This is a genomic window from Candidatus Latescibacterota bacterium (assembly GCA_019038625.1).
GTDB lineage: Bacteria > Krumholzibacteriota > Krumholzibacteriia > Krumholzibacteriales > Krumholzibacteriaceae > JAGLYV01.
On sequence record JAHOYU010000164.1, the window covers coordinates 1 to 22,272 of the forward strand.

Below are 22,272 nucleotides of genomic sequence, written 5' to 3' on the forward strand. Positions count from 1 at the left end.
CGTTCGACGGGATAATGCACTCGTTCGGCAGTCCGATGTTCAAGTTAATGGAGGTAGGACTGGTCGGAGTGATCCTTTTCCATCTGTTCAACGGTCTGCGGGTGACGCTGATCGATATGGGAGTGATGGTAGAGAAACAGAAGACATTGTTCGTAATAGCGGTGATAATATGGCTCGGGACATGGTTTGCCTTCAGCATCATCATGCTCTCCAAAATGGGCCTGTTACCATTCTCAGTATAGGAAGGAGGGCCGTAAATGAAATACAGGGAAACAACGAGATCCGGCGGCGCACTTCCGTGGCTTTTCCAGAGGATCTCTGGTGTCTACCTGGCCGTAGTCCTTTTCGTCCATGTGGTGAATCTCCACATACTGATAGACGGAGAGATCGGCTACGCCGCCATAGCGGAGCGCGTCGCGACCCCGCTGTGGAAGACTATTAATATCTCGTTTCTTATCGTGGCACTTTTTCACGGTCTGTACGGACTGTGGATAGTGCTCGAAGACTATATTCACATAGGGTGGTTGAGGGTCCTGATCTATAGCGTCATCGCCACGATCGCGCTTGTGTTCGCGATCTTTGGAACCCTTACCATGATAACATTCCAGTACGGAGGTTGATGGATCATGATGAAAGATCCCGAATCAATTCACGACGTCGAGGGAGTGGGCATTCACAGCGTCCACCGTCACGATGTGGTAATAATCGGGGCCGGCCTTGCTGGAATGAGAGCTGCAGTCGAAGCTTCAGAAGAATTCGATGTGGCTGTGATAAGCAAGGTCTTTCCCACCCGCTCGCATAGCGGCGGGGCACAGGGAGGCATCGCGGCATCCCTGGCAAACGAGGAAGAGGACCACTGGGAATGGCACATGTTCGACACGATCAAGGGTAGCGATTACCTCGGAGACCAGGACGCCATCGAGGTCCTGGTACGGGAAGCTCCCGCAGTCGTCAGAGAGTTCGAACATTACGGGTGCCCGTTTTCAAGAACACCCGAGGGAAGGATAGCCCAGAGGAAATTCGGTGGTCATACAAAGGATTTCGGCAAGGGCGGACCCGTGCTGAGATCCTGCTACGCCGTTGACCGTACGGGCCATGCCCTTCTCCACACATTGTACGAGATCTGCATCCGGAACGAGGTCAGGTTCTACTCCGAGTTTCAGGCGATGTCACTCATCGTGAGAGACGGAGTCTGCCGCGGAGTGGTCGCCTGGGACATCATCAATGGCGGTATGCATGTATTCCACGCAAAGACCGTGATGTTCGGCACGGGCGGGTACGGCAAGGTCTTCAAGATCACGTCGAACGCGATGGCCAACACCGGTGACGGCCTCAGCCTGGTGCTCAAGGCCGGACTTCCCCTGGAGGACATGGAGTTCGTGCAGTTCCATCCGACCGGCCTGTATCTTCAGGGCATCCTCGTCAGTGAGGCGGTCAGGGGAGAGGGCGGCTACCTTATCAATGGCAAGGGCGAAAGATTCATGGAGAAGTACGCTCCGTCCAAGATGGAGCTTGCCCCAAGGGATCTTGTTTCGCGTTCGATCCAGACCGAGATCAACGAAGGACGGGGGATAAACGGCGAGGCCTACGTCCATGTCGATATCCGTCATCTCGGTGAAGAAAAGATCATGAAACAGCTTCCCCAGATCCATGAGCTGGCCTGGAAATTTATGGGCATAGACTGTATCAAGGAACCGATCCCGATCCAGCCGACCGGCCATTACTCGATGGGAGGGATCCCGACCAATATAGATGGAGAAGTGTTGTTCGACGGCAAGAAAACGCCTGTGAAAGGTTTCTACGCCGCTGGAGAATGTGCCTGTGTGAGTGTCCATGGAGGGAACAGACTCGGTACCAATTCTCTCCTCGAGGCATCGCTCTTCGGCCGCAGATGCGGCAAGTCGATCGTCCGTTTCCTCAGGGAAAATCGTGACTGGCCGGAGCTTCCCGCAGACTCCGCAAAAACGGCGCTGGCCGAGGTCGAATGGCTGTTCAAAACCAATGGCACTGAGAAGGTCGGAGAGATAAGAGACGACCTGCAGGTGCTTATGACCAATAAATGCGGCATCTTCCGTGACAAAGGCACTCTTGAGGAACTCACGGGTGACCTGAAGAAACTGGAAGAGAGGTTCAAGAACATAAAGATCGACGACAAGAGCGAGAAGTTCAACAGCGACCTTCTCGAAGCGTCGGAACTCGGGCATATGATCGAGTTCTGCGAACTTATCGTCGCGGGTGCTCTCGCGAGAGAGGAAAGCCGCGGGGCTCACAGCCGCACCGATTTTCCTGATCGCGACGACAAGAAGTGGCTCAAGCATACGCTGGCCTGGAAGGAGGGTGAAAAAATCAGGTTCGATTATAAACCTGTCACGATCACCCGATTCCAGCCTCAAGAGCGGAAGTATTAAAGGAGGACCCCGATATGGCAATGATTACTTTCAAGATCAATCGCTATAATCCGGATGACGAGAAGCGGGGTCATTTCGTACAGGAATACCAGCTCGATGTTCCAAAGGGATATACAGTCCTCGACTGCCTCAACGACATCAAGTGGAAACTGGACGGAACCCTTACCTTCAGACGATCCTGCAGGAGCGGCATCTGCGGTTCCTGTGCCATGACGATGAACGGCGTCAACAACCTGGCATGCGAGACTCAGGCGCTGGCTTTGAACTGCGACACGATCGCCATCGAACCGTTGAGGGGCTACCCGGTGGTCAAGGATCTGGTCGTTTCCCTCGACCCGATCGTGCGAGGCCTTATGGCGGTCAAGCCGTACCTGATGACGAAGACTCCTCCGCCGACCGACCAGGAGAGGCTGCAGAGCCCGGAAGAAAGAGAGAAGCTCGACGGACTCTACGAATGCATACTCTGCGGGTCATGTACCTCGTCCTGCCCGTCTTTCTGGGCGGACAAGGAATATGTCGGTCCGCACGCTTTTCTCAAGGCTTACAGGTTCGTCGCCGATACGCGCGATGAATGTCCCGGCGAACATCTGGAACCGATCGACGACAAGCACGGCCTATGGCGCTGCCACACGATCTTCAACTGTGTGGAGGCCTGTCCCAAGGACCTCAATCCGACAAAGGCCATTGCCGAACTGAAAAAGGAACTGGTCAGGGGCAAGCTGGGTTGATCGCTTATCAGGCTCGATAGTGAGACGATGGCCGGCAGGTATTGACCTGCCGGCCTTTTTTCTGGATTGGCAGGCAGGATTCAGATATAATCTCCACCCGGGAGCCATTCCCCGCGAGATGATCGTCAATCCTCAGGAGGAGATACATGTCGGAGATATCCAGACGCAGTTTCATAAAGATGTCCGCCGCACTTGGAGCGGCTGGAAGCTTTGTACCCCTTGGCTCGGCCCTGGGAAAGACGGGATCTGAAAATATTATGAAAGACAATCCTGTTGTGATATCTACATGGAAACATGGGATTCCGGCAAATGACGCTGCCTGGAAGTTGCTTTCGTCAGGTGGATCTGCTCTGGACGCCGTTGAACAGGGAGTGAGGGTGCCGGAGGCTGATCCCGAGGTGACAAGTGTCGGCTATGGCGGCTATCCAGATGAGGATTGCAGGGTCACGTTGGACGCCTGCATAATGGGGCCTGACGGTTCTACCGGTTCTGTCGCTTTCATCGAGGGATACAAGCATCCGATATCGATAGCAAGAAAGGTGATGGAGGAGACGGACCACGATATGATCGTGGGAAAGGGAGCCGAAGAATTTGCCAGAAAGCACGGTTTTAAAAAGGTCGATCTTCTCACCGAGAAGGCGAGGGACGGGTGGATGAAATGGAAGGCGAAGATGAGTGACCAGGACGACTGGCTGCCGAAAAAGGAAAATCATGATACTATAGGCATGGTGGCTCTGGACGCGAAGGGGCAGCTGGCCGGCGCGTGCACCACATCGGGGCTGGCCTTCAAGATACATGGCAGAGTCGGGGATTCTCCCATCATAGGCGCCGGAATGTATGTCGATAACGAGGTCGGTGCCGTAGCTGCTACCGGAAGAGGAGAGGCCGTCATCAGGGTCTGCGGTTCATTTCTTGTAGTCGAGTTAATGAGGCAGGGTATGTCGCCGCAGGAAGCCTGCAGAGAGGCGCTGGAGAGGATCATCGAGAAGCACGGGGGGAAGACCGATTTTCAGGTCGGATTCGTCGCCCTCAACAGAGGTGGGGAACATGGCGCTATGTCTCTGGCAAAAGGATTCGAATATGCCCTTGCGGCTGGCGGCAGGAACGAATTATATAAAGCTGAGTATATTAAAGATTGACGATAGATCAGATCAGACAGGGGCGATGTTCCGGACCAGCTCCGGGACCGGTTCCCCGAGAAGGAGTGATTGAACAGATGATGAATCCTTCAGTATACAAGACGACCAGAGCTGCCTTGGTGATCCTGGTCCTCAGCGCTCTTGCCTTTGCCTCCTGCTCCGGCAGACCGGACAATCCGGAAGCACTCTATGACAAAATGCTCGATGCTTACGGAGGCGAGGATGGAGTCAACAGGATCATATCGTTTTCAGGCAAGGGTTTCATGAAAAAGCTGCCGATGATCCATGTGGCCGAGAGTTATCCGTTCGACTTCTTTCAGAATGGCCTCCTCACCAAGAGTAAGATGATGGACGTGAGAAACGGCCAGCTTTTCGATATGAGGATCATCGTCTCGGACGAGGAGAAGAGCTACCAGTGGTCGTACCTGGCTGGTAATCTTCTCGTATCGAACTGGGAAAGGGAAATGATCAAATACCGCTTCCCCTATATTCTCAAATGGATCGGGGATAGAGCCCACGAAGGCGAGATCATCCTTCCGGTTGGGGAAGGAAACGGCTTCTACGGCCTGAGGTTCCAGTCAAAAACAGACATCATCACCCTGGGGATCGATGAAAAGACCTTCCTTCTAAGGGATGTCACGGTGACTTCTCTTGCAGATTCGAGCTTCAACAGCCGGGATGTATACAGCGATTTCCTGAAAGTGGAAGGGACATGGTTTCCGGCGAGATTCACCGGATTTTTTGACAGGATCCTCTACTATCAGTACTACCTGGTAAAGATAGATCTCGACGCCGAATTGCCCGGCGAGTCTTTCGCGGTCACACCGGATGATACGATGGGTATCAGGTGGCTGGAGGCTGACACGAAGCCAGCGGAGGAATAGCCTCCGGAAATATACAAGACATCACTTATTCATCTATTGGCACATTCCCTGCAAATACCGATTGCGGCCGTGTTCGCGCGCGGCCGAAAGACTGGTTCTTCAGACACGACACCGGGAGTCTATTACAACTATGAAGAGTCTTTTCTTTATTAAAACAAAGCAGTTACGTCGTTCAGTGAAAGGTGAGGCCCCTACCGGGATCATGATCATGACGATGTCGACCTGCGTCCTCCTCCTGATCGCACTTTCAGGCACCATCTTCGAAAGCATGCATTTCGACCGGGATTCCGTCGATGTCATCGCGGCATCCAGACTGGCAGAGGAGATAGCACGCGTAGAGGCCGAAAAGACCGGGGATCCTGTTGCTGACAGAATAACCATGGGGCCGGACGGCACTGAATTCTGCGTGGAAAAGAGAATGATCCCCGGCCCGCCGGATGGCGGACCGAGACTTGTGGTCATTGTAAAGTGGATGACCCGGGGCGAGGAAAAACAGGTCTACCTGACAAGGGATGTCGACCCGGATATTCTTACAGCAGCTCACTGACCTTGAAAAGAGACTTGAACTCATACCCCGCGGCGGAGATGCCTTCTGTGGCACCTTCTTCCCTGTCGACCAGTACGTGGATGCCCGCGATTATCCCGCCCTCGGCGACGACGGCATCGGCGGCTTTCAGCAGCGATCCCCCGGTCGTGACGACGTCTTCGAGGATGATCACACGCATACCTTCAGTGATGTTTCCCTCGACCATCTTCTGTGTTCCGTGCCCCTTGGCCTCTTTGCGTACGAGCAGGCCCTCTTTTTCAAGGCCTCTCTCCGCGGCGACCGCCAGAAGGGCTCCGACTATCGGATCGGCGCCGATGACCGGTCCGCCGAAAGCATCGTATTCGATCTCATCGAACGAGTCGAGGAGGACAGAAGCAGCAAGGTAAAGCCCCCTGGAATGCAGGGTCGTCATCTTGCCGTTGATGTAATAGGAACTTTTTCTTCCCGATGCCAGAGTGAAATCGCCCTTCCTGATAGAACGGTCGATAATGATCTGTTTGAGTTCTTCCCGTTTGTTCAAATCTACCCCCGTGATCTAATGGTGGAATCCAGGCAGGCGTCTGGCCCACTACCTGGTATAGAACACAATTCCCACAGTCATCTGGATGAACTGCAGTCTGTCCTCTCCCGTGTAAGCGTAAAGGATCTGCATTGGATCATTTCCGGAAAATACATAATGATATTTCGCCCCGATGTCAAGTGAGAGGCCTCTCTTGTTGAGCGAATAATAGACGTTGGCCCCAGCGTAGAAGCCAAACTGGTTCCGGGTGATCCTTCCTTCCCATATTCCCTCTGGAATGACCGCGGTGATAGGGTACAGACCCATTCCGCCTTCCATGCCTATCGAGATCCGATCGGCGACCTGTCTGATTCCGACAAGCCCCACTGTGAGGGAATATATCTCAACCTTTACCGTCCTGTCAAAGCCGAGGAAATCGATGTTTTTTTCACGGCTGAGAGATCTGCCCAGGTTGTGCATCGACAGTGAGATATCGATACCGTACCAGCTGCCGAGACCTTCCATGAAATGAAGTTCCAGCTCGCTGCCATGGCCGAAATATTCTTCGACCGATCCGGGACTGACCACCCCGCCAAGTCTCAGGCCGAGTACTTCACGTCCCTTTAGACCCTGTGCTCCAGCGTCTACCGGGGCAAACGATATGATAAGGAAGAAGACCGGTATGAAATATATTCTTTTCATCACGGGAAAGATAACAAAGGAAAGGGGGAGGAGCGAGGAAAAACTGTTATCTCATCAGAACCAGTTTGTGGACCGAGAGTATCTTCCCATTCCTTGCTGCCGCCGCGACGTAAATGCCGGAAACGACTGGTCCGCCCCCGCTGTCAAGACCGTTCCATCGGACAGAACCCCTGCCGTCAGTGGAAGCTGTGACGTCGAGTACCCTTACGAGCCTGCCCGATATATCATATATTCTGACTCCGTACCGGGCCGGTTCAAGTCCGGAAAGTTCGATGATCGTCGCCGGGTTGAAAGGGTTCGGATGAGATGACATGGAGATCGTCGGAATCAGAACTGCGTTCGTTGCCCCTTTTTTCGGATCGTCTATATCTTTTTCAGGCGGACCGTCTTCATCCGGTGGAAGTGCGGGCTGAAAGGGGAAAGGAGATTCAAATATTCCATCCACGTTGATATGTCCGAAAGGCAGACTCGAGTCGTCTACTATCTCGAGATAGACTTCACTGCCTCTCAAGCCCTTGAGATCCCAACATCTTTCGTCCATGGCGTCAGTACCCCGGCCCGTCTCGCTGAAGAGCATGGTTCCTGTCGCCGCGTCGAAGAGAGCCACGTAGCATGTCTCTGGATAATGACCGCCACCGACGAGGAGTCTCATGGATCGCCCCGTGACGATAAATGTTCCGGACCTTATCGCACCGGTCGGGCCATCGCCCTGGAAGGAGCCTGGAAGGGCGCCGAGAACGGGACCGTCAAATCTTTCGAAGGTGCCTATCCACCAGTTGCCTTCAAAGTCGACATCCACACTGTCCACTCCACGCCATCCGGGATTGTCGCCAAAGACAGGTTGTCTGTCGAATGCCGTTCCACGAAGGATCGTCCAGGCAGAGCCCAGAGGATCCTCTATGCGTATTTCCGGCAGGTCGCCGGTCCATCCGAGTGTATCTATGCGAATGGAATAGAGGCTCTCTCCATCCGGAAGTGCATATGCGCTGTGGCGGGAGAAGAGGTATTCGCCTCCGCCTGCATCCAGGAGTTCACAGGCATGGCCGTTATCGATTATCGCCCGATATGTGATATCCCAACCACCCTGGAGTGAAGGCGACGACATATGCGATATTCCGCCGACTTCCTCTTCCACGAAGAACAGGTGGTACCTGCCTGAACGGTAAATCATGAACGGGCTTTCCAGCGCGTGCCAGTTATTGTGCGTGTACAGGGGGCCGATGTCCTCATAGTCGAAGAATCCATCAAAACGGGCGAGAGATATCGCTCCGAAATTACCTTTCGCCGTTGCCGTGTTCAGAAGGTAGCCCGTATCGTCCGTGTCGATAAAGAAGAAGGGGTCGCGGCAGTTCGACCAGCTCGTCTCGTCCCAGAGAGCCCAGGCCGTGTCCGGGTGGTAAGGTTCAAACCTCTCGGGAACAGCCGGGATCCAGGCTGACAGGTCTCCGGTCGAGAAGGCGAGGCAGGTCTCCTGCGAGATATGATCGTTCACACCGGTATAGTACATCAGGTAGTAGCCCGGTATGTCGGAGAACTCGACGATATGTGGAGCATAGATCCTGTTGAATTCCGGTTCCGCCCACAGGACCCTTTCGTGCAGGGTCCAGTCTTTGAGGTCGACAGATGTCGCATGTCCAAAAGATTTTTCTCCATCGGTGATATATATCAGGTGGTAGAGGCCGTCGGCGAATATGAACGCGTGATCCTTTATCATCGAACCATATTCGACGAATACCGGCCCCTCGAAATCGAACGAAGCCATGAGGGCCGGGTCTCCGGGATGTTCATAGGTGGTCGCCCTGCTGAGTCGTTCGTCAGGACCGACTGAGATAACACCGGAGGAGAGATCGCCGCTGCCTGCGGCAGTGGTGGATGCCGCACCGCATAATTGAAATACCATCTGGATAAGAAGCAGAAATAGAATCGATGATCTCAACCTGTCTCTCCCGTCACTGAGGGCTATTGGAACTTAAGGGGACGCGCGTCGCCCCGGGTCCGTACCCGCAGAGAGTTTTTTCTTCTGACCGTTCCGGCATGGAAGGAGATCATCTGAGCATGATCATCTTTCGAGTGAAAACGTCCTTGCCGACGGTCAGCCTGCAATAATAAACACCGGAAGGAATGTTCCTTCCGTGAGAGAGAGACGGGTTCCAGTCAAATGAGTGGCTACCCGCAGGTCTTGTGCCGATGTCGTATCTGTCCACGACTCTTCCTGCTACGTCGTAGAAAGCGATCATTATCCTGGCGTTCTGATCATTAGTCGACACGTAGTAGGGTATGGTCGTGGCCGGGTTGAACGGGTTCGGATAGTTCTGCCCCAGCGAACTCGTCATCCGGGCCATGCTGGCCGGAGCCAGTACCGGACCGTAGCGTGTCGGGTCGTCAACGTTGAGTTCCACAATATAGTAATAGTGGTCAATGTCTGTATCTTCACAGCTGTCGAAAAATCTGAACTCCGGTATGGATGAACGGATCGGATCGATGTTGCGTCTTTCCATTGCCAGCAGGTCGGGTGTAGTACCCCGGTAGATGTCGAATCCCGTTTTCGCGTCGCAGCATGATGTGCTCCATATGAGCATCACGCCTCCATCGATATTCTCGGTGAATGCCGACGATATCATCACGGAAGTCAATGGTTCGAGGGTGATATCGATATACTCGACATTACCCTGATAAGTCTGAATATCGGTGATAGTAGTGTCCCTGTATCCGGGCGCTGCCGCGACAAGGTAGAATGTGGCCTCGGGAAGAGGCGAGAAACTGAATGACGAATCGGTGAATTCCTCGTACATGCCGATGAGGCCGTATTCCTGGTCAAACAACGAGACTTTTGTGCCCGCAGGGACTCCCGTGGGTAGATTCGAATGGACGATACCTTCGATAGCCGCATCGGGACGCGACAGGGAGTAAGCGTATGTCGTGTCGTTGAAATGGAAATAATAGAAACCGCTGTCCGGCAGTACAGCCGCGATGCTCGGCGGGGACCAGTCGAGATCGGCGATGCCCCAACCCTCGGAGAAAGACCATCCCCAGTGTTCGGGCATGTAGCTGTTGTCTTTTGTGAATTTGAAAAAGATCGTATCGGGATCGCCGGGCTCGTTTATGAATTTCAGTTTGATGAACTCGTGGTCGCCCAGGTCGGTCATATCATTGGCCGGGTCGTCCGGTTCACAGGTGATGCCGTTGAAATTGCCCGTGAGCTGGATGGAAGAAAGGGCAGGGGATGATGTCGATAATATCAGACAAAGGACCATACCGGTGAAAAGCACCGTTTTGGAGTACATTCTTAACACGTCCACTTCCTTCATGCTGCAAAACATATATGTCGGTCAAAAGGAATCACATCAGACTTATGTAGTCTAAATTATACCTTAACTGCCGACTCAAGTCAAACTGACAGGGCTGCAACAGTCAATCCAGAAGGGATGCAACCTTCGGGCCTGAACAACGCAAGGGGCACGTTTACATGTGGTTGCGTTCAAAAAGTCCTCAAGTTGACTGTCATTGAACGAGTTAGCCGGTGAGTGGAAAACCGGGCGAGAGGTATGATATTTGCAATTGAGGGAGAAGAATGGCGGAATAGGCCCCCGATTGCTTAAAAAGACGTTTTTTGCAAGGGGGGGGCAGTCTTCTATGCAAATATCCTCAGGTGCGAAAGGCAGGCGCGGTGTGACCACGATGATCGAACAGGATACATTCGAGTCGCGGGAATATTTTGATAAAGCTTTGAAGATGATCGCGCGTGGAGAGTACGCGGAGGCTTCCGGCCTGATAGAGGATGCATTGAAGATATCGCCTGAGAACCCTCTGTACATCTCCTGTATGGGCCTCTGTATCGGAATGCGGGGAAATACATTTGTCGGCGAGAAGATGTGCAGGAAGGCGATGGGGATGCCCAAAACCCCGGATGCGACATTCAATGTCAACCTCGGGAGGATCCTTCTGAAGCAGGGAAACAGGGAAGGGGCGAGGAATTGTTTCACGAAGGCTTACAGTATTGATAACACACATTCGCCCGCGGCACTCGAGTTGTCCAGGATGGGTGTGAGAAAAAAACCTGTTCTTTCCTGCATCCGCAGAGACCATCCCATAAATATCTGGTTGGGGAAGCTCAGGCACAGGATCAGGGTGATGAAGAATCCCGGCCTGAAAAAGCTCTAGATTCCCTTACTCCATCCGGTTAATATCCATAAAAGATCCCGTCCCGTCCACCCGAGTACCTTGAGGTGAGGGTAATGGCCCGTTCGCGACCACTGTTTACATTTCTGCTGCTGATCGTTTCAGCCTGCTATCTTGTCGGGGCAGGATGCACCTCCTACTCTGAAGGACCGGGATGGGACGAATCGAGGCAGGATGCTGATCTGCGGATACTGTCGCTGATAGCCAGTGAGGATTTTGCCGCTGTACTCGCGATTACCGACAGTCTTGTCCTGGAGGGACGTGATGATCCGCGGCTGAAGGGGCAGAGAGGACTCGCCCTGGGAATGACGGGAAAGGTAGACGAGGCTACCGCCATCTTCGAAGAATCCCTACTGGAGGATTATGCCAGCTGCGAAAATCATCTGAATTTCGCTGTGATGCTGATGAAGGTCGGGAAGACAGGGAGAGCGCTGACCGAGTTCAGAGAGGCAAGGAGGTTCTGCGGAGAGGCGAATGAGCCGATGATCCTCCGGAACCTTGCGGTCGGGCAACTGAAGATGGGCAGGGTGGAGGCCGCCTCTAAACTGGTCGACGAGGGTTTGTCCCTCTCTTCCGAAGATTCGTATCTGCTCGGTCTAAAGGCGATGCTTGTCGCCGATTCAAAGCCGGTGAAGGCGGAGAGCCTCTTCGTGAAGTCGGAGAGAGCCGGCGGGATGAACAGCGATTTTCTCTATCAGCTGGGGCTGTTGTTTCTCCGGACCGGCCGTCCCTCCAGCGCCGCTCGATCGCTCACTGCTGTCGTTGAAGAACGTCCACGTGACCTGGAAGTGAATCTGAACTATGCGGAGGCCCTCATCCGTTCGGGCAGGTTGGACGAGGCCGGCTTCGTACTTGTCGGGATGAGGAGATGGACGGACGACACGGGCGTGACCGACAAGTTCGCAAGGGTCCTTTTCAGACAGGAGAAATATGCAGATGCGCTTTCTCTGTTCAGGGAACTGCCGGGAGATCCGGAAACCCGGGACAGGATAGCCATGTGTCTCCACAATATGGGAAGATCCTCCGAGGCGATAGGGATACAGAAGAAAGTAGTAGCCGAGAGACCGGAATGGACCGTCGGACTGGTCAACTACTCTGCCATATTAGGCGCGCTGGGTGAATTGAAAGAAGCTGAAAAGATCCTGATCAGGGTGCTTCAGCTCGAACCCGGTAACGCGACAGCCAGGGTGAACCTCGATATTCTGAGAAAGGCCATTGAAGAGTCAGCGAGATGACGGGGGGACTTAAGTCACGGAAAATCGGGATCAGAAAGCGGCTGCCAGTAGTGGGGTCCGCATCTCGATGAGACGGGTTCAGCATTATTTTTTAAATACTTATTGTATTAACGGGTTGTTTTTCTTTAATATTCCGAGCTAGCAGGAAACAAACCTTTACCTGGGGCCGTAATATATATGTAAGTTCCAGGAATGGAGGTAGACATCATGTTCTGTCAGCAATGTGGAGAAGAAATCGAAGAAGGCAGCGCCTTCTGCGTCTACTGCGGCAAATCCGCAAAGGGCGAGAGCAATGGAAGAGGAATGTACGGGCATGAGTTGACCAGGCTCAAGATCCCGAACGATACAAGGAATCCTGGCGTGGCGGCTTCGATAGGGTTTTTCCTGGGCTGGATATTTCTCGGCCCGGTGGGGTACATCTATCTCGGACAATGGAACTGGTTCTGGCTGACCTTTGTGATTCAGGTCTTTGCCGTACCATTGACTGCCGGAGTGGCATATATGCTTCTTCCCATAGTGTTCGCGATACACCAGTACCAGATGGGCAAGGAACTGAACGAGATGGTCGTCGCCGAACGAGTGGAGATGCAGAACAATAAACGTGAACAGGCCGGATTTTCCGAGGAGGACCTCGATCAGACCATGATGCAGCCGCAAGCGCATCATGATGAAGGTGTTCCAGGAGAGGAAGAATAATCCGAAGGGAATAGAAGCCGGGCCGCAACCTCATGGAACAGGATCTTTTCTCACAGAACGTACCAAGGCCCCTTGCCGAACGAATGCGGCCAAGAGTCCTCGACGATTTTGTCGGTCAGGATGAGATAATAGGCGAGGGGAAGATCCTCCGCCGCATCCTCGAAAAGGGCAGGCTCGAATCCTCGATAATATTCTGGGGACCACCGGGATGCGGCAAGACGACGCTGGCCCACCTCATCGCGAATTCCGTAGATTCTCATTTCGAATTTTTTTCCGCGGTCACCTCAGGTATAGCCGATGTGCGAAAGATCGTCGGCGAGGCCGATTCGAGACTGAAGCTCCATGAAAAACGCACGATTCTTTTTGTCGACGAGATCCACCGATTCAACAAGGCCCAGCAGGACGCATTTCTGCCACATATAGAGAACGGCACGATAGTACTTATCGGGGCCACCACAGAGAATCCGAGTTTTGAGGTCATATCGCCCCTTCTTTCGAGGTGCAGAGTATTCATCCTTGGGCAGCTTACAGAGGATGATGTCGTATCCATAATGAAAAGGGCGATCGGCGACGGGGAGAGAGGGTTTGGCCGGACGAAGATAGAAGTCCTGGACGAAGATCTTCATTATCTGGCGCATCTTGCTGCCGGAGATGCCAGGACCGCGCTGAACGCTTTCGAGATGGTCGTTCAATCGCTGGATGATGGTTCGGGGAAGATCGTTCTCGACAGGGAGGCCATAGAGGAAGCCGCCCAGAAGAAGATGATCTTCTACGACAAGAAGGGCGAACACCACTTCAATATCATATCGGCTCTTCACAAAAGTATTCGCGGGGGTGATCCCGACGCGGGACTGTATTGGCTGGCGAGGATGCTCGAGGCCGGAGAGGATCCCCTGTATATAGCTAGAAGGCTCGTGAGGTTCGCCTCGGAGGATATCGGCAACGCGGACCCGGGCGCCCTGACGACGGCGTTGAACGCGGTGGAGACGGTAAGGTTCCTGGGGATGCCGGAGGGGAAGCTTGCCCTTGCCCAGACAGTGACTTTCCTTGCTACTGCCCCAAAGAGCAATGCCCTCTATACCGCCTACAAGCAGGCCGCTGACGATGTCCGTGACCACGGTCCCCTGCCCGTTCCCCTGTGGATACGAAATGCTCCCACGAAGCTTATGAAGGATGCCGGGTACGGAAAGGGATACGAGTATCCACATGACGACCCCGACGGCGTCTCGGGACAGGAATATTTTCCCGAGGAACTCAGGGGAAGCGTCTATTACAGGCCGGTGGAGAGAGGTTTCGAACGGGAGATCATCAAGAGGATGAATTACTGGAAAAACCTCAGAAAGAAAAAGGGCTGACCAGCGTAGGTGCTGATATCATATCAAGTTATGCTTACCATGTGCTGCTCTGTGTGTTGCCGTATCCTACCACAAAGACTACACGATCCGACCCCTCAGGGTTGACTAAAATCTCCTGATATGTCATAATTATGCATGTGGTGGCTGATTCAGGCCGTCACACGGTGTGTGCGAAAAAAATGAGAAGAAAATCGGGGCGCAACAGAGGAGAGACAACATGCGCAGGAAAAAGCCCCTTTATCAATCTATAATGACCGTCCTTGCCGTAGCGGCACTGGTGGCGGCCCTGCCCGGTCAGGTGCCAGCCCAGTGCTACGGTTCGCTCATGATATCCCCGATATACTTCGAGTTTGATTATCTCGTGAGGCTCTGTGTCCATTTCGGAGATATATCGTCGATCCCTGAAGACATCGACTGTGGCAGGGGAAGGGAAGCCGGGGAAGATATCATCCAGGTCCCTATATATTTCTACAATGCCCACGAAGGTATAAGCAGGCTCGAATTCGCTATCGAATCGAACGACTCGATCATCAGTTTCTCGCCGAAAAACTGTTTCGAGATCTATCATTCATCGTACGATGAGGACAAGATCTCTGGTATAAAGACTATGAGCATAAAGGCGACGGCCTGCATGCCCATATGCGGACCGGCACTGGCGGGTTATGCGTATATCGCTCCTGCCGTGGATTCCGAGACCACCTGGATAAACCTCGTTCCAAACGCACACACTCACAGGATGTATGCGTCGGACCCTTATGGCGACGACCATTACCTGTTTTCTCCTCACCATGGTGGTTATGTAGGAAATTCCTGGCTTTATACCTGCCAGACGCCGATCTGCGAAGAACCGAATATGCCCGTTACTTCCCTGGTCGCGCAGGCGGGATACGGCAGGTCGGTGAAGCTGACCTGGACAGCCGGGGAAGGGAATTATACGATGATAAGGGCAAGGACCGACAGATATCCGACCGGATATGACGACGGCCGCCTGGTCGTCAGGATGGATAGCTCACCCGGGCAACAGTTGTATTTCTTCGATACCGATGTCCTGGATATGGAGACAGTCTACTATAAGGCATTCTCTCTCACTCTGGGCGCGGCCGGCAATGTGCTGAACAATTCGTTCGTCGAGTGTTCGGCTGTAGATACTGTATTTGTCTATAGCGAGATCGCCGTTCAGCGTTCGAGTTGGGGCAGGATGAAAAAACTGGCCACTGAATAGACTTCCAGAAGAAAAAAGTATCAAGAATCTCATTTCTCCAGACGAATATCATTGTGAGAGGATGGTATTAATCACGGAGGGATCGGGAAATTGAATACATATAATGATAGTCTGGGTGTTAAGAACATCCTGGTAGCCGAAGACGATAAGGATCTCAGGCGTCTGCTGCAATTCGATCTCGAATCAGGCGGGTTCAAGGTAAGTCTGGCAGAGAACGGCAAGGTAGCCCTGGATATGATCAGGGAAAACAAGCCGGACTGTATCATCCTCGATGTGATGATGCCTGTGATGGACGGCTTCGAGGCATGCAAGAGGCTCAAATCCATCAATTCCACGAGGGATATTCCCATCATCTTTCTCACCGCGAGGGGAGCCACCGAGGACAAGGTCAAGGCTATGGGTTTCGAAGCGGACGACTACATGATCAAGCCGTTCGATTTCAAGGAGCTTATCGCCCGTATCAACCTGCAGATCTCCAAAAAGGAGATGAAGAGTTACGACGTCGAACATGCCAGCGAAAAGGCCCTGAAAGAAGTGAGTGAAAGGATGTCCGACAAATTAGCGATTCCTCTGGATATCATCAGGCGGGAGTTGTTGACGTTAATGGAGAAGTCCGATGGAGACCTTGCGGCGATCGAGTCGGTAAGGAGATGCGAATCGAGCCGGCGTCAGATCAGGGAAGTGCTGGCTGATATGCAGAGGGAAATCAATCCTTTCTTTGATCTGGAACCAGAAGAAGAGGTAGTTAAGCTCTGACGATCACCCTGCTGGCCTAAGGGACAGGGCAAAAGGGCCGTTCCCCGGTCATTCACCAGCTTCGAGCCCCGCTTCCATCATTAGACGGTACAATTCATCGAGTCCTGAAAGGGCCAGGTCCGGGTCGCCGAGATCAAATCCTTTCGTGACTTCCGTCTCGACCGTAATCACTTTCATCCCGGCCTCATGAGCGGCGATGACTCCTTTTTCCGCGTCCTCGATAGCGAAGCATTCAGCCGGTTCCAGGCCGAGGCCAGTTGCGACCCGGAGATAGGTCTCGGGGTGAGGCTTCGTCTTTTCGATGCCGTCCTTGCCCACGACGGCGCTGAAGAAACCGTCGATCGCGTTGAATTCCACAAGAGCCATGATATCCCGCCTGTATGAGCCAGAGGCTATGGCCAGCGGGAACCCTGATGAATGAAAAGAGCGGATGATCCTGATCGCATCCGGAAATACGGGGATCTCTCCGGATTCACAATAAGAGGAGTAGAGGGGATCCTTGGCAGCGCGGATCTCCATGGTGTCGAATCCGAGATCGTATCTCCTGATCTCCTTCTCGGCTCCTCCTCCTTTCGATGTCCATTCCACCCAGTAATCGTCCTTGTCTATCGTGTGGCCCCGGTCGCCGAATACTTTCGAATAGGCCCTGTAATGGAACGGCTCCGAGTCGACGATGACATTATCGAAGTCGAATATTACGGCCCGGCTTCCCTCCAGTATCGATCGGAGTATTTCCAGCTTGTCCAACGGCACTCTCCAATAATTGATTGACCTCAGTACATCGAGCTATTAATCTCATCGGGCGAGATATTTCGAAATGTAACATCAAGGCAATCGTGATACAAGGACGATGAAGAAGAGAGGCTGAGCCGGGTAACAGATCGCTGATGAGTGGACAAATCTACAAGGTAACTGAGACCAATCCCCGGTTCGAGATGGAACTGGCCATTCTTCTGAAAGATACGGGGTTGGACTCCAGGGAGTCAGGTGGAGGCGTGGTCTACGCTGCTTTCGACAGCGGCGGGTCGCTGACAGGGGCCGCCGCAGTCAGGCAGATGGGAGCGGATTGCCTGCTCAAATATGTCGTAGTGATCGAAGCCAGGCGAGGCAAGGGTCTTGGCAGTAGACTGGTGGGAAAGGCCTTGACCTTCTGTTCAGGAGAATGTGAACGTGCCTGGGTAATATCTGGCGAGGACAGCATGCCGTTTTTCGAGAGGTTCGGATTCGAGGGGGCGACCACCGATATGATCCCCGACCTTATCCGCCGATCGAGAGACTTGAAGGAAATAGAGATAGCCTCTTTTCGAGTATTACTACTCGAGTTTCCGACGAAATGGCCAAAGGTATAAGACTTGCTGACCGATTATATGGAATGAAAAGATGCAGGAGTCGAGTCCGGCAAGTAATAGAGGGGGATGGAGTGGCCTGGGATTTTTCGGCGTTGAGCGACAAGGGAAAGGTTCGGAAAAAGAACGAGGATTATTACGGCATCTTCGAGCCGGAGACGAAAGATCTGATGAATGTGAGGGGTATCCTCGCGATCGTCTCGGACGGGATGGGCGGACATTTTTCCGGAGGCGAAGCGAGCAGGATGACAGTCGAATTGCTGGGCGAAGCATATTTCAATGATGAGATAGCTGAGCCGGTGAAGCTGCTCGAAGAGTCGTTCCGGGAAGCCAACCGTGAGGTGTTTTACGAGGTGGGCGAAGGGCGAAAGGGTCTTGCCGGAACAACATGTACCGCTGTAGTGTTCTTTTCCGATCATATCAATATCGCCCACGCGGGTGATTCGAGGGCATACCTTGTCCGGGACGGCAGTATAGTGATGCTGACCCACGACCATAGCGTGGTCGGGGAGATGATGACTCGCGGACTGCTCGACGAGGAGGAGGCGAGGACCCATCCGAGAAGAAATGTGATCACCAGAGCCGTCGGGCTGAGAGAAGACGTCGATCCTGAATTGCTGAAGGGATTCGAGGTAAAAGAGGGTGACAGACTCGTCATCTGTTCGGACGGGCTTACATCGATGGTGCTGAGCGTCGATATCCTCGATATAGTCATGAACAATAGCCCGGAAAGGGCCTGTGAACTTCTAGTGGCCAGGGCGAATGGTGCGGGAGGGGACGACAACATCACAGTGGTAGTCGCCCTGAACAGTTGATCCACCCGGTTTCCCGGATTTCTCAGAAAACAATGTTGATCGCCGCGCCGAACGTCGTGTTGCCGTCCAGCTTCACCTCGAAAAAAGCCTGATACTCATCGGTAAATATCAGCTTGAGGCCTGCCCGGAGTATTGTCTCAATATCCTTGTTGTCGTCATCACAATCGACGGAGTCCGGAGGGCATTTTTCACGGTCAGTGAAAAATATCGAATAGAATCCGATCGAGGCATACGGCTCGACAGGGATCTCGGTGTCGGCTACAAGTGTGCCGCTCGTGATCAGAGAGAGCCCGGCAACGGTCCTGCCCAGAGCGTTGTCCTGGAAGTGGCCGAGAGAGATGTCTGCTGCAAGGTCTATCGGGAAGGTGGATTCGGGATGCAGGAGATAGAACTTCACATCGGTAGCCACACCCAGAGCATTTTCCCCGGTCAGCCTGTCGAATCCGACCTGGAACCCGAGGTCTCCTCTCGAGTACATCCGAAAGCGGGCCATGATGCCCAGCCGGAACTCGTCTTTTCCCGTGGAGATGAAACATCCGCCTTCGCCGTCGGACGCGATGATCGCTGTGGTATACTGCCCGAGGGTCTGTGCCGCGCAGTCAGGGGTAGCGAGAGGCGTCGCGAGGATCATAAAAGCAGAGAGAGTCAAAAAGAAGGTCATGGAACAGATCCTCGAAAATGGATTCATTGAACAGGATCTCGAAAAGAAACCCCCAACACAGGATCTCGAAAAGAGACTCCCAACACAGGATCTCGAAAAGAACTTCCTCGTCCGGGATCTCGAAACCTGACTCCGGTTGAATCGCATATTGTTCTCCTTTTTTTGATTTCGTCTCGACTCCGGCGGCCGCCGGCCAGACTGTCAGAGCCCGGGTCCGGCGAGCAGGCCACCGACAAATTCTAACACAGGAATCGATCCTTTGCAGCATCTCTTTATCGCATCGAAATGTTTCTGAGAAAAACCTGAAAAATTCAGAGAAAACGGTTTTTTGGTGATTTGTAATATGTTGTCAATTAATATGTTACGAGTTTTGTAGGTCTGAGGAACATAAATTCAACCAATTTCAGATTTTGTGTTGACACCCCCACATCTTGTATGGCAGTATCCGCATGACCCCCACATATTGGCGCGATTGGTCAAGGGTCATATTAATAGTACAATATCTAAGTAAGTTGTTATACAACTGGAGGTTGGCATGTCTTCTGGTCGTCTCAAACCACGCATTTCGAATAATGCACTGCGGGTCCTGGAGAAGAGGTATCTGAGGAAAGATGTGAATGGAAACCTGACTGAGACACCGGAAGAACTACTTAAACGTGTGGCCACAAATATTTCGTCCGCCGAGAGGCGCTACGGCGACAGCGCCTGCAGGATGCGTTGGGAAAAGGACTATTACGAGATGATGGTCGCCCTCGATTTTCTTCCCAATTCGCCGACACTGATGAATGCCGGAGCAGAGCTTCAGCAGCTTTCAGCATGCTTCGTACTTCCGATAGACGATTCCATGGAGAGTATCTTCGAGACGATCAAGAACACCGCGCTCATACACAAGAGTGGAGGGGGGACGGGATTCTCGTTTTCAAGGATCAGGCCGAAGAACGACCGCGTGAAGTCGACCAAGGGTATTTCGAGCGGACCGATCTCGTTCATGAACGTGTTCGATGCCGCCACCGAGACAGTGAAGCAGGGTGGAACGAGACGCGGGGCGAATATGGCGATCCTCAGGGTCGATCATCCTGACATCCTCGATTTTATCACGGCGAAGAAGGATAACAGGAAGCTTAACAATTTCAATATCTCGGTCGGTATCACCGAAAAGTTCATGGAGGCAGTGAAGAAAAACGAGGATTACGATTTGTTCAATCCTCACGGTATGGACGCGGTGGACACGATCCCGGCACGTAAGGTCTTCGACATGATCGTCGAACTGGCCTGGAAGAACGGTGAACCGGGGATCGTATTTCTCGACAGGATGAACCGTTCCAATCCGACTCCGCATGTGGGTAAGATCGAGAGTACCAATCCATGTGGCGAACAGCCGCTACTGCCGTACGAGTCCTGTAATCTCGGATCGATCAATCTCTCGCACATGACGAAAGAATCGGACGGAAAATATACGATAGATTTCCAGAAGCTCGGCGCGGTGGTCCGCAAGGCGACTCGTTTCCTTGACAACGTTATAGACATGAACAGGTATCCGCTCGATGCGATCCGCGACATGACCAACGCGAACAGGAAGATCGGCCTTGGAGTGATGGGTTTCGCAGATATGCTCGTGCAGCTGGAGATCCCCTATAACAGCGAGGAAGCTCTCGAGGTCGCAGAAGAGATCATGGGATTCATACAAAAGGAATCACATACCGTGAGCGAAGAGCTTGCGATCGAGAGGGGATCGTTCCCCAATTTCCGGGGCAGTGTCTTCGATACCGAGGACGGGCCGAAGATGAGAAACGCGACGACGACGACGATCGCTCCGACCGGCACTTTAAGTATCATCGCGAGTTGCTCAAGCGGTGTCGAGCCTCTCTTCGCAATCGCCTTTATCAGGAATGTCATGGATAATGACGAGCTTGTCGAGGTCAACCCGATGTTCAGGGAGATAGCTGAAAGGGAAGGTTTTTACAGCGAGGACCTGATGAAGAAGATCGCCTCGGAGGGATCGGTGCAGGGCATCAAGGAGATACCCGAGAAATGGCGGAACGCATTTGTCACAGCACATGATATCAAGCCGGAATGGCATATCAGGATACAGGCGGCTTTCCAGAAATATACGGACAACGCGGTCTCAAAGACCGTCAACTTCTCCAATACCGCCACGAAGGAAGATGTCGAGGAAGTCTATCTCAAGGCTTACGAGCTCGACTGTAAGGGCGTGACGATCTACCGTGACGGAAGCCGGGAGGAGCAGGTCCTGAACATCGGCAGCGTCAACAGGGGAGAGAAAGACGCATCGGTAGCAATAGTAGACGAGAATGGCGAACACCTTCTTACTCCTCGCGCGAGGCCTTCGGTAACGACCGGCAAGACCTGGAAGATGACTACGGGTTGCGGCAACCTATATGTGACGATCAACGAGGACGAGCACGGCCCCTTCGAAGTCTTCACCCAGATGGGTAAGGCGGGCGGGTGCAGCGCATCGCAGTCGGAGGCCATAAGTCGTTTGATATCCCTTTCGCTCAGGGCAGGTATAGATCCGAAATCGATCCTCAAACAGCTTCGAGGTATTCGCTGCCCCAACCCGGGATGGGAAAAGGGCGGTATGATACTCTCGTGCAGCGACGCCATTGCAAGGGCACTCGAAAGACATTTCATCGAAGAGAAGACACCTGCCGGCCAGAAGGTCAGGAAGATGTCCACCGGATATCTGGACCAGGTCGCGGGTTTCTGCCCCGAGTGCGGTGGGATGATGGAGCATGAGGGTGGCTGCGCCGTCTGCAGGGAGTGCGGATTCTCCAAGTGCGGATGATCCTGGCGCCATAGCAGAGAATATCTACTTAAATTCCATCTGGATTTCATGTCTGGAAAGGTGTATCCTGCCTGTGGAACACCCCTGCCAGGTTTGCAGGGCAGCATTTTACATGAGAGAAGAAAGCTGAAAAAATGATGGACAGTATGGAAAAGGTCAAGTACGGAGGGTCGTTTCTCCTGGCGCCCGTACCAGTCGTACTGGTCGGATGTGCCCACGAGGAACTGGGAAAAAACCTCATAACAATAGCATGGACAGGAGTGGACTGCAGTGACCCGATGATCCTGCATATAT

General features: G+C 53.1%; 22 protein-coding genes. 16 read left to right on the forward strand and 6 right to left on the reverse strand.

The genetic code is table 11. The annotated features are described in order from the left end of the window. The 7 genes from KOO63_11980 to KOO63_12010 form a co-directional block, all read left to right on the forward strand. Window positions 1-242: hypothetical protein (locus tag KOO63_11980; GenBank protein MBU8922527.1), on the forward strand; the 242-nt coding region annotated here is incomplete at its 5' end. 15 nt (window positions 243-257) lie between these two features. Beyond that, window positions 258-620, forward strand: coding sequence for a succinate dehydrogenase, hydrophobic membrane anchor protein (gene sdhD, locus KOO63_11985; protein ID MBU8922528.1), 363 nt, complete (start codon window positions 258-260; stop codon window positions 618-620). A 9-nt stretch (window positions 621-629) separates the two neighbouring features. Continuing rightward, window positions 630-2,408: a succinate dehydrogenase flavoprotein subunit gene (gene sdhA / locus KOO63_11990; GenBank protein MBU8922529.1), complete on the forward strand. Its 1,779-nt coding sequence runs from the start codon at window positions 630-632 to the stop codon at window positions 2,406-2,408. Window positions 2,409-2,422: 14 nt separating this feature from the next. Then, window positions 2,423-3,136: a succinate dehydrogenase iron-sulfur subunit gene (locus tag KOO63_11995; GenBank protein ID MBU8922530.1), complete on the forward strand. Its 714-nt coding sequence runs from the start codon at window positions 2,423-2,425 to the stop codon at window positions 3,134-3,136. Between the two features lie 146 nt (window positions 3,137-3,282). After that, window positions 3,283-4,275, forward strand: a complete 993-nt coding sequence (locus tag KOO63_12000) for an isoaspartyl peptidase/L-asparaginase (protein MBU8922531.1) — start codon at window positions 3,283-3,285, stop codon at window positions 4,273-4,275. A gap of 77 nt (window positions 4,276-4,352) precedes the next feature. Further along, window positions 4,353-5,159: a hypothetical protein gene (locus KOO63_12005; GenBank protein MBU8922532.1), complete on the forward strand. Its 807-nt coding sequence runs from the start codon at window positions 4,353-4,355 to the stop codon at window positions 5,157-5,159. Window positions 5,160-5,289: 130 nt separating this feature from the next. Further along, complete coding sequence (locus tag KOO63_12010) at window positions 5,290-5,706, forward strand: hypothetical protein (GenBank protein ID MBU8922533.1); 417 nt, start codon at window positions 5,290-5,292, stop codon at window positions 5,704-5,706. On the opposite strand, the gene pyrE is transcribed toward KOO63_12010, so the two are convergent. The 4 genes from pyrE to KOO63_12030 all read right to left on the reverse strand — a co-directional run bounded on the left by pyrE (window position 5,690) and on the right by KOO63_12030 (window position 10,191). After that, a complete protein-coding gene (gene pyrE / locus KOO63_12015; GenBank protein MBU8922534.1) occupies window positions 5,690-6,226 on the reverse strand; it encodes an orotate phosphoribosyltransferase in 537 nt (178 codons plus the stop codon). The genes KOO63_12010 and pyrE overlap by 17 nt on opposite strands. 48 nt (window positions 6,227-6,274) lie before the next feature. Next, on the reverse strand, window positions 6,275-6,907 hold the full coding sequence (locus KOO63_12020) for a hypothetical protein (protein MBU8922535.1): 633 nt from the start codon (window positions 6,905-6,907) through the stop codon (window positions 6,275-6,277). 46 nt (window positions 6,908-6,953) lie between these two features. Beyond that, the gene (locus KOO63_12025; protein ID MBU8922536.1) at window positions 6,954-8,843 is read right to left on the reverse strand and encodes a family 43 glycosylhydrolase; all 1,890 of its coding nucleotides are present in this window, start codon (window positions 8,841-8,843) and stop codon (window positions 6,954-6,956) included. Between the two features lie 109 nt (window positions 8,844-8,952). Then, window positions 8,953-10,191 (reverse strand): T9SS type A sorting domain-containing protein, encoded by a 1,239-nt coding sequence (locus KOO63_12030; protein ID MBU8922537.1) that lies wholly within the window; start codon window positions 10,189-10,191, stop codon window positions 8,953-8,955. Window positions 10,192-10,540: 349 nt separating this feature from the next. Here KOO63_12030 and KOO63_12035 point away from each other — a divergent pair, with 349 nt between their 5' ends. The 6 genes from KOO63_12035 (at window position 10,541) to KOO63_12060 (ending at window position 16,350) form a co-directional block, all read left to right on the forward strand. Further along, window positions 10,541-11,068, forward strand: a complete 528-nt coding sequence (locus KOO63_12035; GenBank protein ID MBU8922538.1) for a tetratricopeptide repeat protein — start codon at window positions 10,541-10,543, stop codon at window positions 11,066-11,068. Between the two features lie 74 nt (window positions 11,069-11,142). Further along, complete coding sequence (locus KOO63_12040; GenBank protein MBU8922539.1) at window positions 11,143-12,321, forward strand: tetratricopeptide repeat protein; 1,179 nt, start codon at window positions 11,143-11,145, stop codon at window positions 12,319-12,321. A gap of 207 nt (window positions 12,322-12,528) precedes the next feature. Beyond that, the gene (locus KOO63_12045) at window positions 12,529-13,017 is read left to right on the forward strand and encodes a zinc ribbon domain-containing protein (GenBank protein MBU8922540.1); all 489 of its coding nucleotides are present in this window, start codon (window positions 12,529-12,531) and stop codon (window positions 13,015-13,017) included. 32 nt (window positions 13,018-13,049) lie between these two features. Next, window positions 13,050-14,372 (forward strand): replication-associated recombination protein A, encoded by a 1,323-nt coding sequence (locus KOO63_12050; GenBank protein ID MBU8922541.1) that lies wholly within the window; start codon window positions 13,050-13,052, stop codon window positions 14,370-14,372. A 217-nt stretch (window positions 14,373-14,589) separates the two neighbouring features. After that, the gene (locus KOO63_12055; protein MBU8922542.1) at window positions 14,590-15,594 is read left to right on the forward strand and encodes a hypothetical protein; all 1,005 of its coding nucleotides are present in this window, start codon (window positions 14,590-14,592) and stop codon (window positions 15,592-15,594) included. Window positions 15,595-15,684: 90 nt separating this feature from the next. Further along, a complete protein-coding gene (locus tag KOO63_12060; GenBank protein ID MBU8922543.1) occupies window positions 15,685-16,350 on the forward strand; it encodes a response regulator in 666 nt (221 codons plus the stop codon). Window positions 16,351-16,398: 48 nt separating this feature from the next. On the opposite strand, the gene KOO63_12065 is transcribed toward KOO63_12060, so the two are convergent. Then, complete coding sequence (locus KOO63_12065; protein ID MBU8922544.1) at window positions 16,399-17,097, reverse strand: HAD family phosphatase; 699 nt, start codon at window positions 17,095-17,097, stop codon at window positions 16,399-16,401. 140 nt (window positions 17,098-17,237) lie between these two features. Here KOO63_12065 and KOO63_12070 point away from each other — a divergent pair, with 140 nt between their 5' ends. Beyond that, a complete protein-coding gene (locus KOO63_12070) occupies window positions 17,238-17,699 on the forward strand; it encodes a GNAT family N-acetyltransferase (protein MBU8922545.1) in 462 nt (153 codons plus the stop codon). 71 nt (window positions 17,700-17,770) lie between these two features. Then, a complete protein-coding gene (locus KOO63_12075) occupies window positions 17,771-18,511 on the forward strand; it encodes a protein phosphatase 2C domain-containing protein (GenBank protein ID MBU8922546.1) in 741 nt (246 codons plus the stop codon). 22 nt (window positions 18,512-18,533) lie between these two features. On the opposite strand, the gene KOO63_12080 is transcribed toward KOO63_12075, so the two are convergent. Continuing rightward, window positions 18,534-19,172 (reverse strand): hypothetical protein, encoded by a 639-nt coding sequence (locus KOO63_12080; GenBank protein ID MBU8922547.1) that lies wholly within the window; start codon window positions 19,170-19,172, stop codon window positions 18,534-18,536. Between the two features lie 535 nt (window positions 19,173-19,707). Between KOO63_12080 and KOO63_12085 the strand changes: the two genes are divergently transcribed. Beyond that, window positions 19,708-21,978: a vitamin B12-dependent ribonucleotide reductase gene (locus KOO63_12085; GenBank protein MBU8922548.1), complete on the forward strand. Its 2,271-nt coding sequence runs from the start codon at window positions 19,708-19,710 to the stop codon at window positions 21,976-21,978. Window positions 21,979-22,272 lie beyond the last annotated feature (294 nt).

What these genes read in the sequence shown, in the direction of transcription:
- sdhD (MBU8922528.1), top strand. Translation starts at nt 258, where the DNA reads ATGAAATACAGGGAAACAACGAGATCCGGCGGCGCACTTCCGTGGCTT.
- sdhA (MBU8922529.1), top strand. Translation starts at nt 630, where the DNA reads ATGAAAGATCCCGAATCAATTCACGACGTCGAGGGAGTGGGCATTCAC.
- KOO63_11995 (MBU8922530.1), top strand. Translation starts at nt 2,423, where the DNA reads ATGGCAATGATTACTTTCAAGATCAATCGCTATAATCCGGATGACGAG.
- KOO63_12000 (MBU8922531.1), top strand. Translation starts at nt 3,283, where the DNA reads ATGTCGGAGATATCCAGACGCAGTTTCATAAAGATGTCCGCCGCACTT.
- KOO63_12005 (MBU8922532.1), top strand. Translation starts at nt 4,353, where the DNA reads ATGATGAATCCTTCAGTATACAAGACGACCAGAGCTGCCTTGGTGATC.
- KOO63_12010 (MBU8922533.1), top strand. Translation starts at nt 5,290, where the DNA reads ATGAAGAGTCTTTTCTTTATTAAAACAAAGCAGTTACGTCGTTCAGTG.
- KOO63_12020 (MBU8922535.1), bottom strand. Translation starts at nt 6,907, where the DNA reads ATGAAAAGAATATATTTCATACCGGTCTTCTTCCTTATCATATCGTTT.
- KOO63_12030 (MBU8922537.1), bottom strand. Translation starts at nt 10,191, where the DNA reads ATGTACTCCAAAACGGTGCTTTTCACCGGTATGGTCCTTTGTCTGATA.
- KOO63_12035 (MBU8922538.1), top strand. Translation starts at nt 10,541, where the DNA reads ATGCAAATATCCTCAGGTGCGAAAGGCAGGCGCGGTGTGACCACGATG.
- KOO63_12040 (MBU8922539.1), top strand. Translation starts at nt 11,143, where the DNA reads ATGGCCCGTTCGCGACCACTGTTTACATTTCTGCTGCTGATCGTTTCA.
- KOO63_12045 (MBU8922540.1), top strand. Translation starts at nt 12,529, where the DNA reads ATGTTCTGTCAGCAATGTGGAGAAGAAATCGAAGAAGGCAGCGCCTTC.
- KOO63_12050 (MBU8922541.1), top strand. Translation starts at nt 13,050, where the DNA reads ATGGAACAGGATCTTTTCTCACAGAACGTACCAAGGCCCCTTGCCGAA.
- KOO63_12055 (MBU8922542.1), top strand. Translation starts at nt 14,590, where the DNA reads ATGCGCAGGAAAAAGCCCCTTTATCAATCTATAATGACCGTCCTTGCC.
- KOO63_12070 (MBU8922545.1), top strand. Translation starts at nt 17,238, where the DNA reads ATGAGTGGACAAATCTACAAGGTAACTGAGACCAATCCCCGGTTCGAG.
- KOO63_12080 (MBU8922547.1), bottom strand. Translation starts at nt 19,172, where the DNA reads ATGACCTTCTTTTTGACTCTCTCTGCTTTTATGATCCTCGCGACGCCT.
- KOO63_12085 (MBU8922548.1), top strand. Translation starts at nt 19,708, where the DNA reads ATGTCTTCTGGTCGTCTCAAACCACGCATTTCGAATAATGCACTGCGG.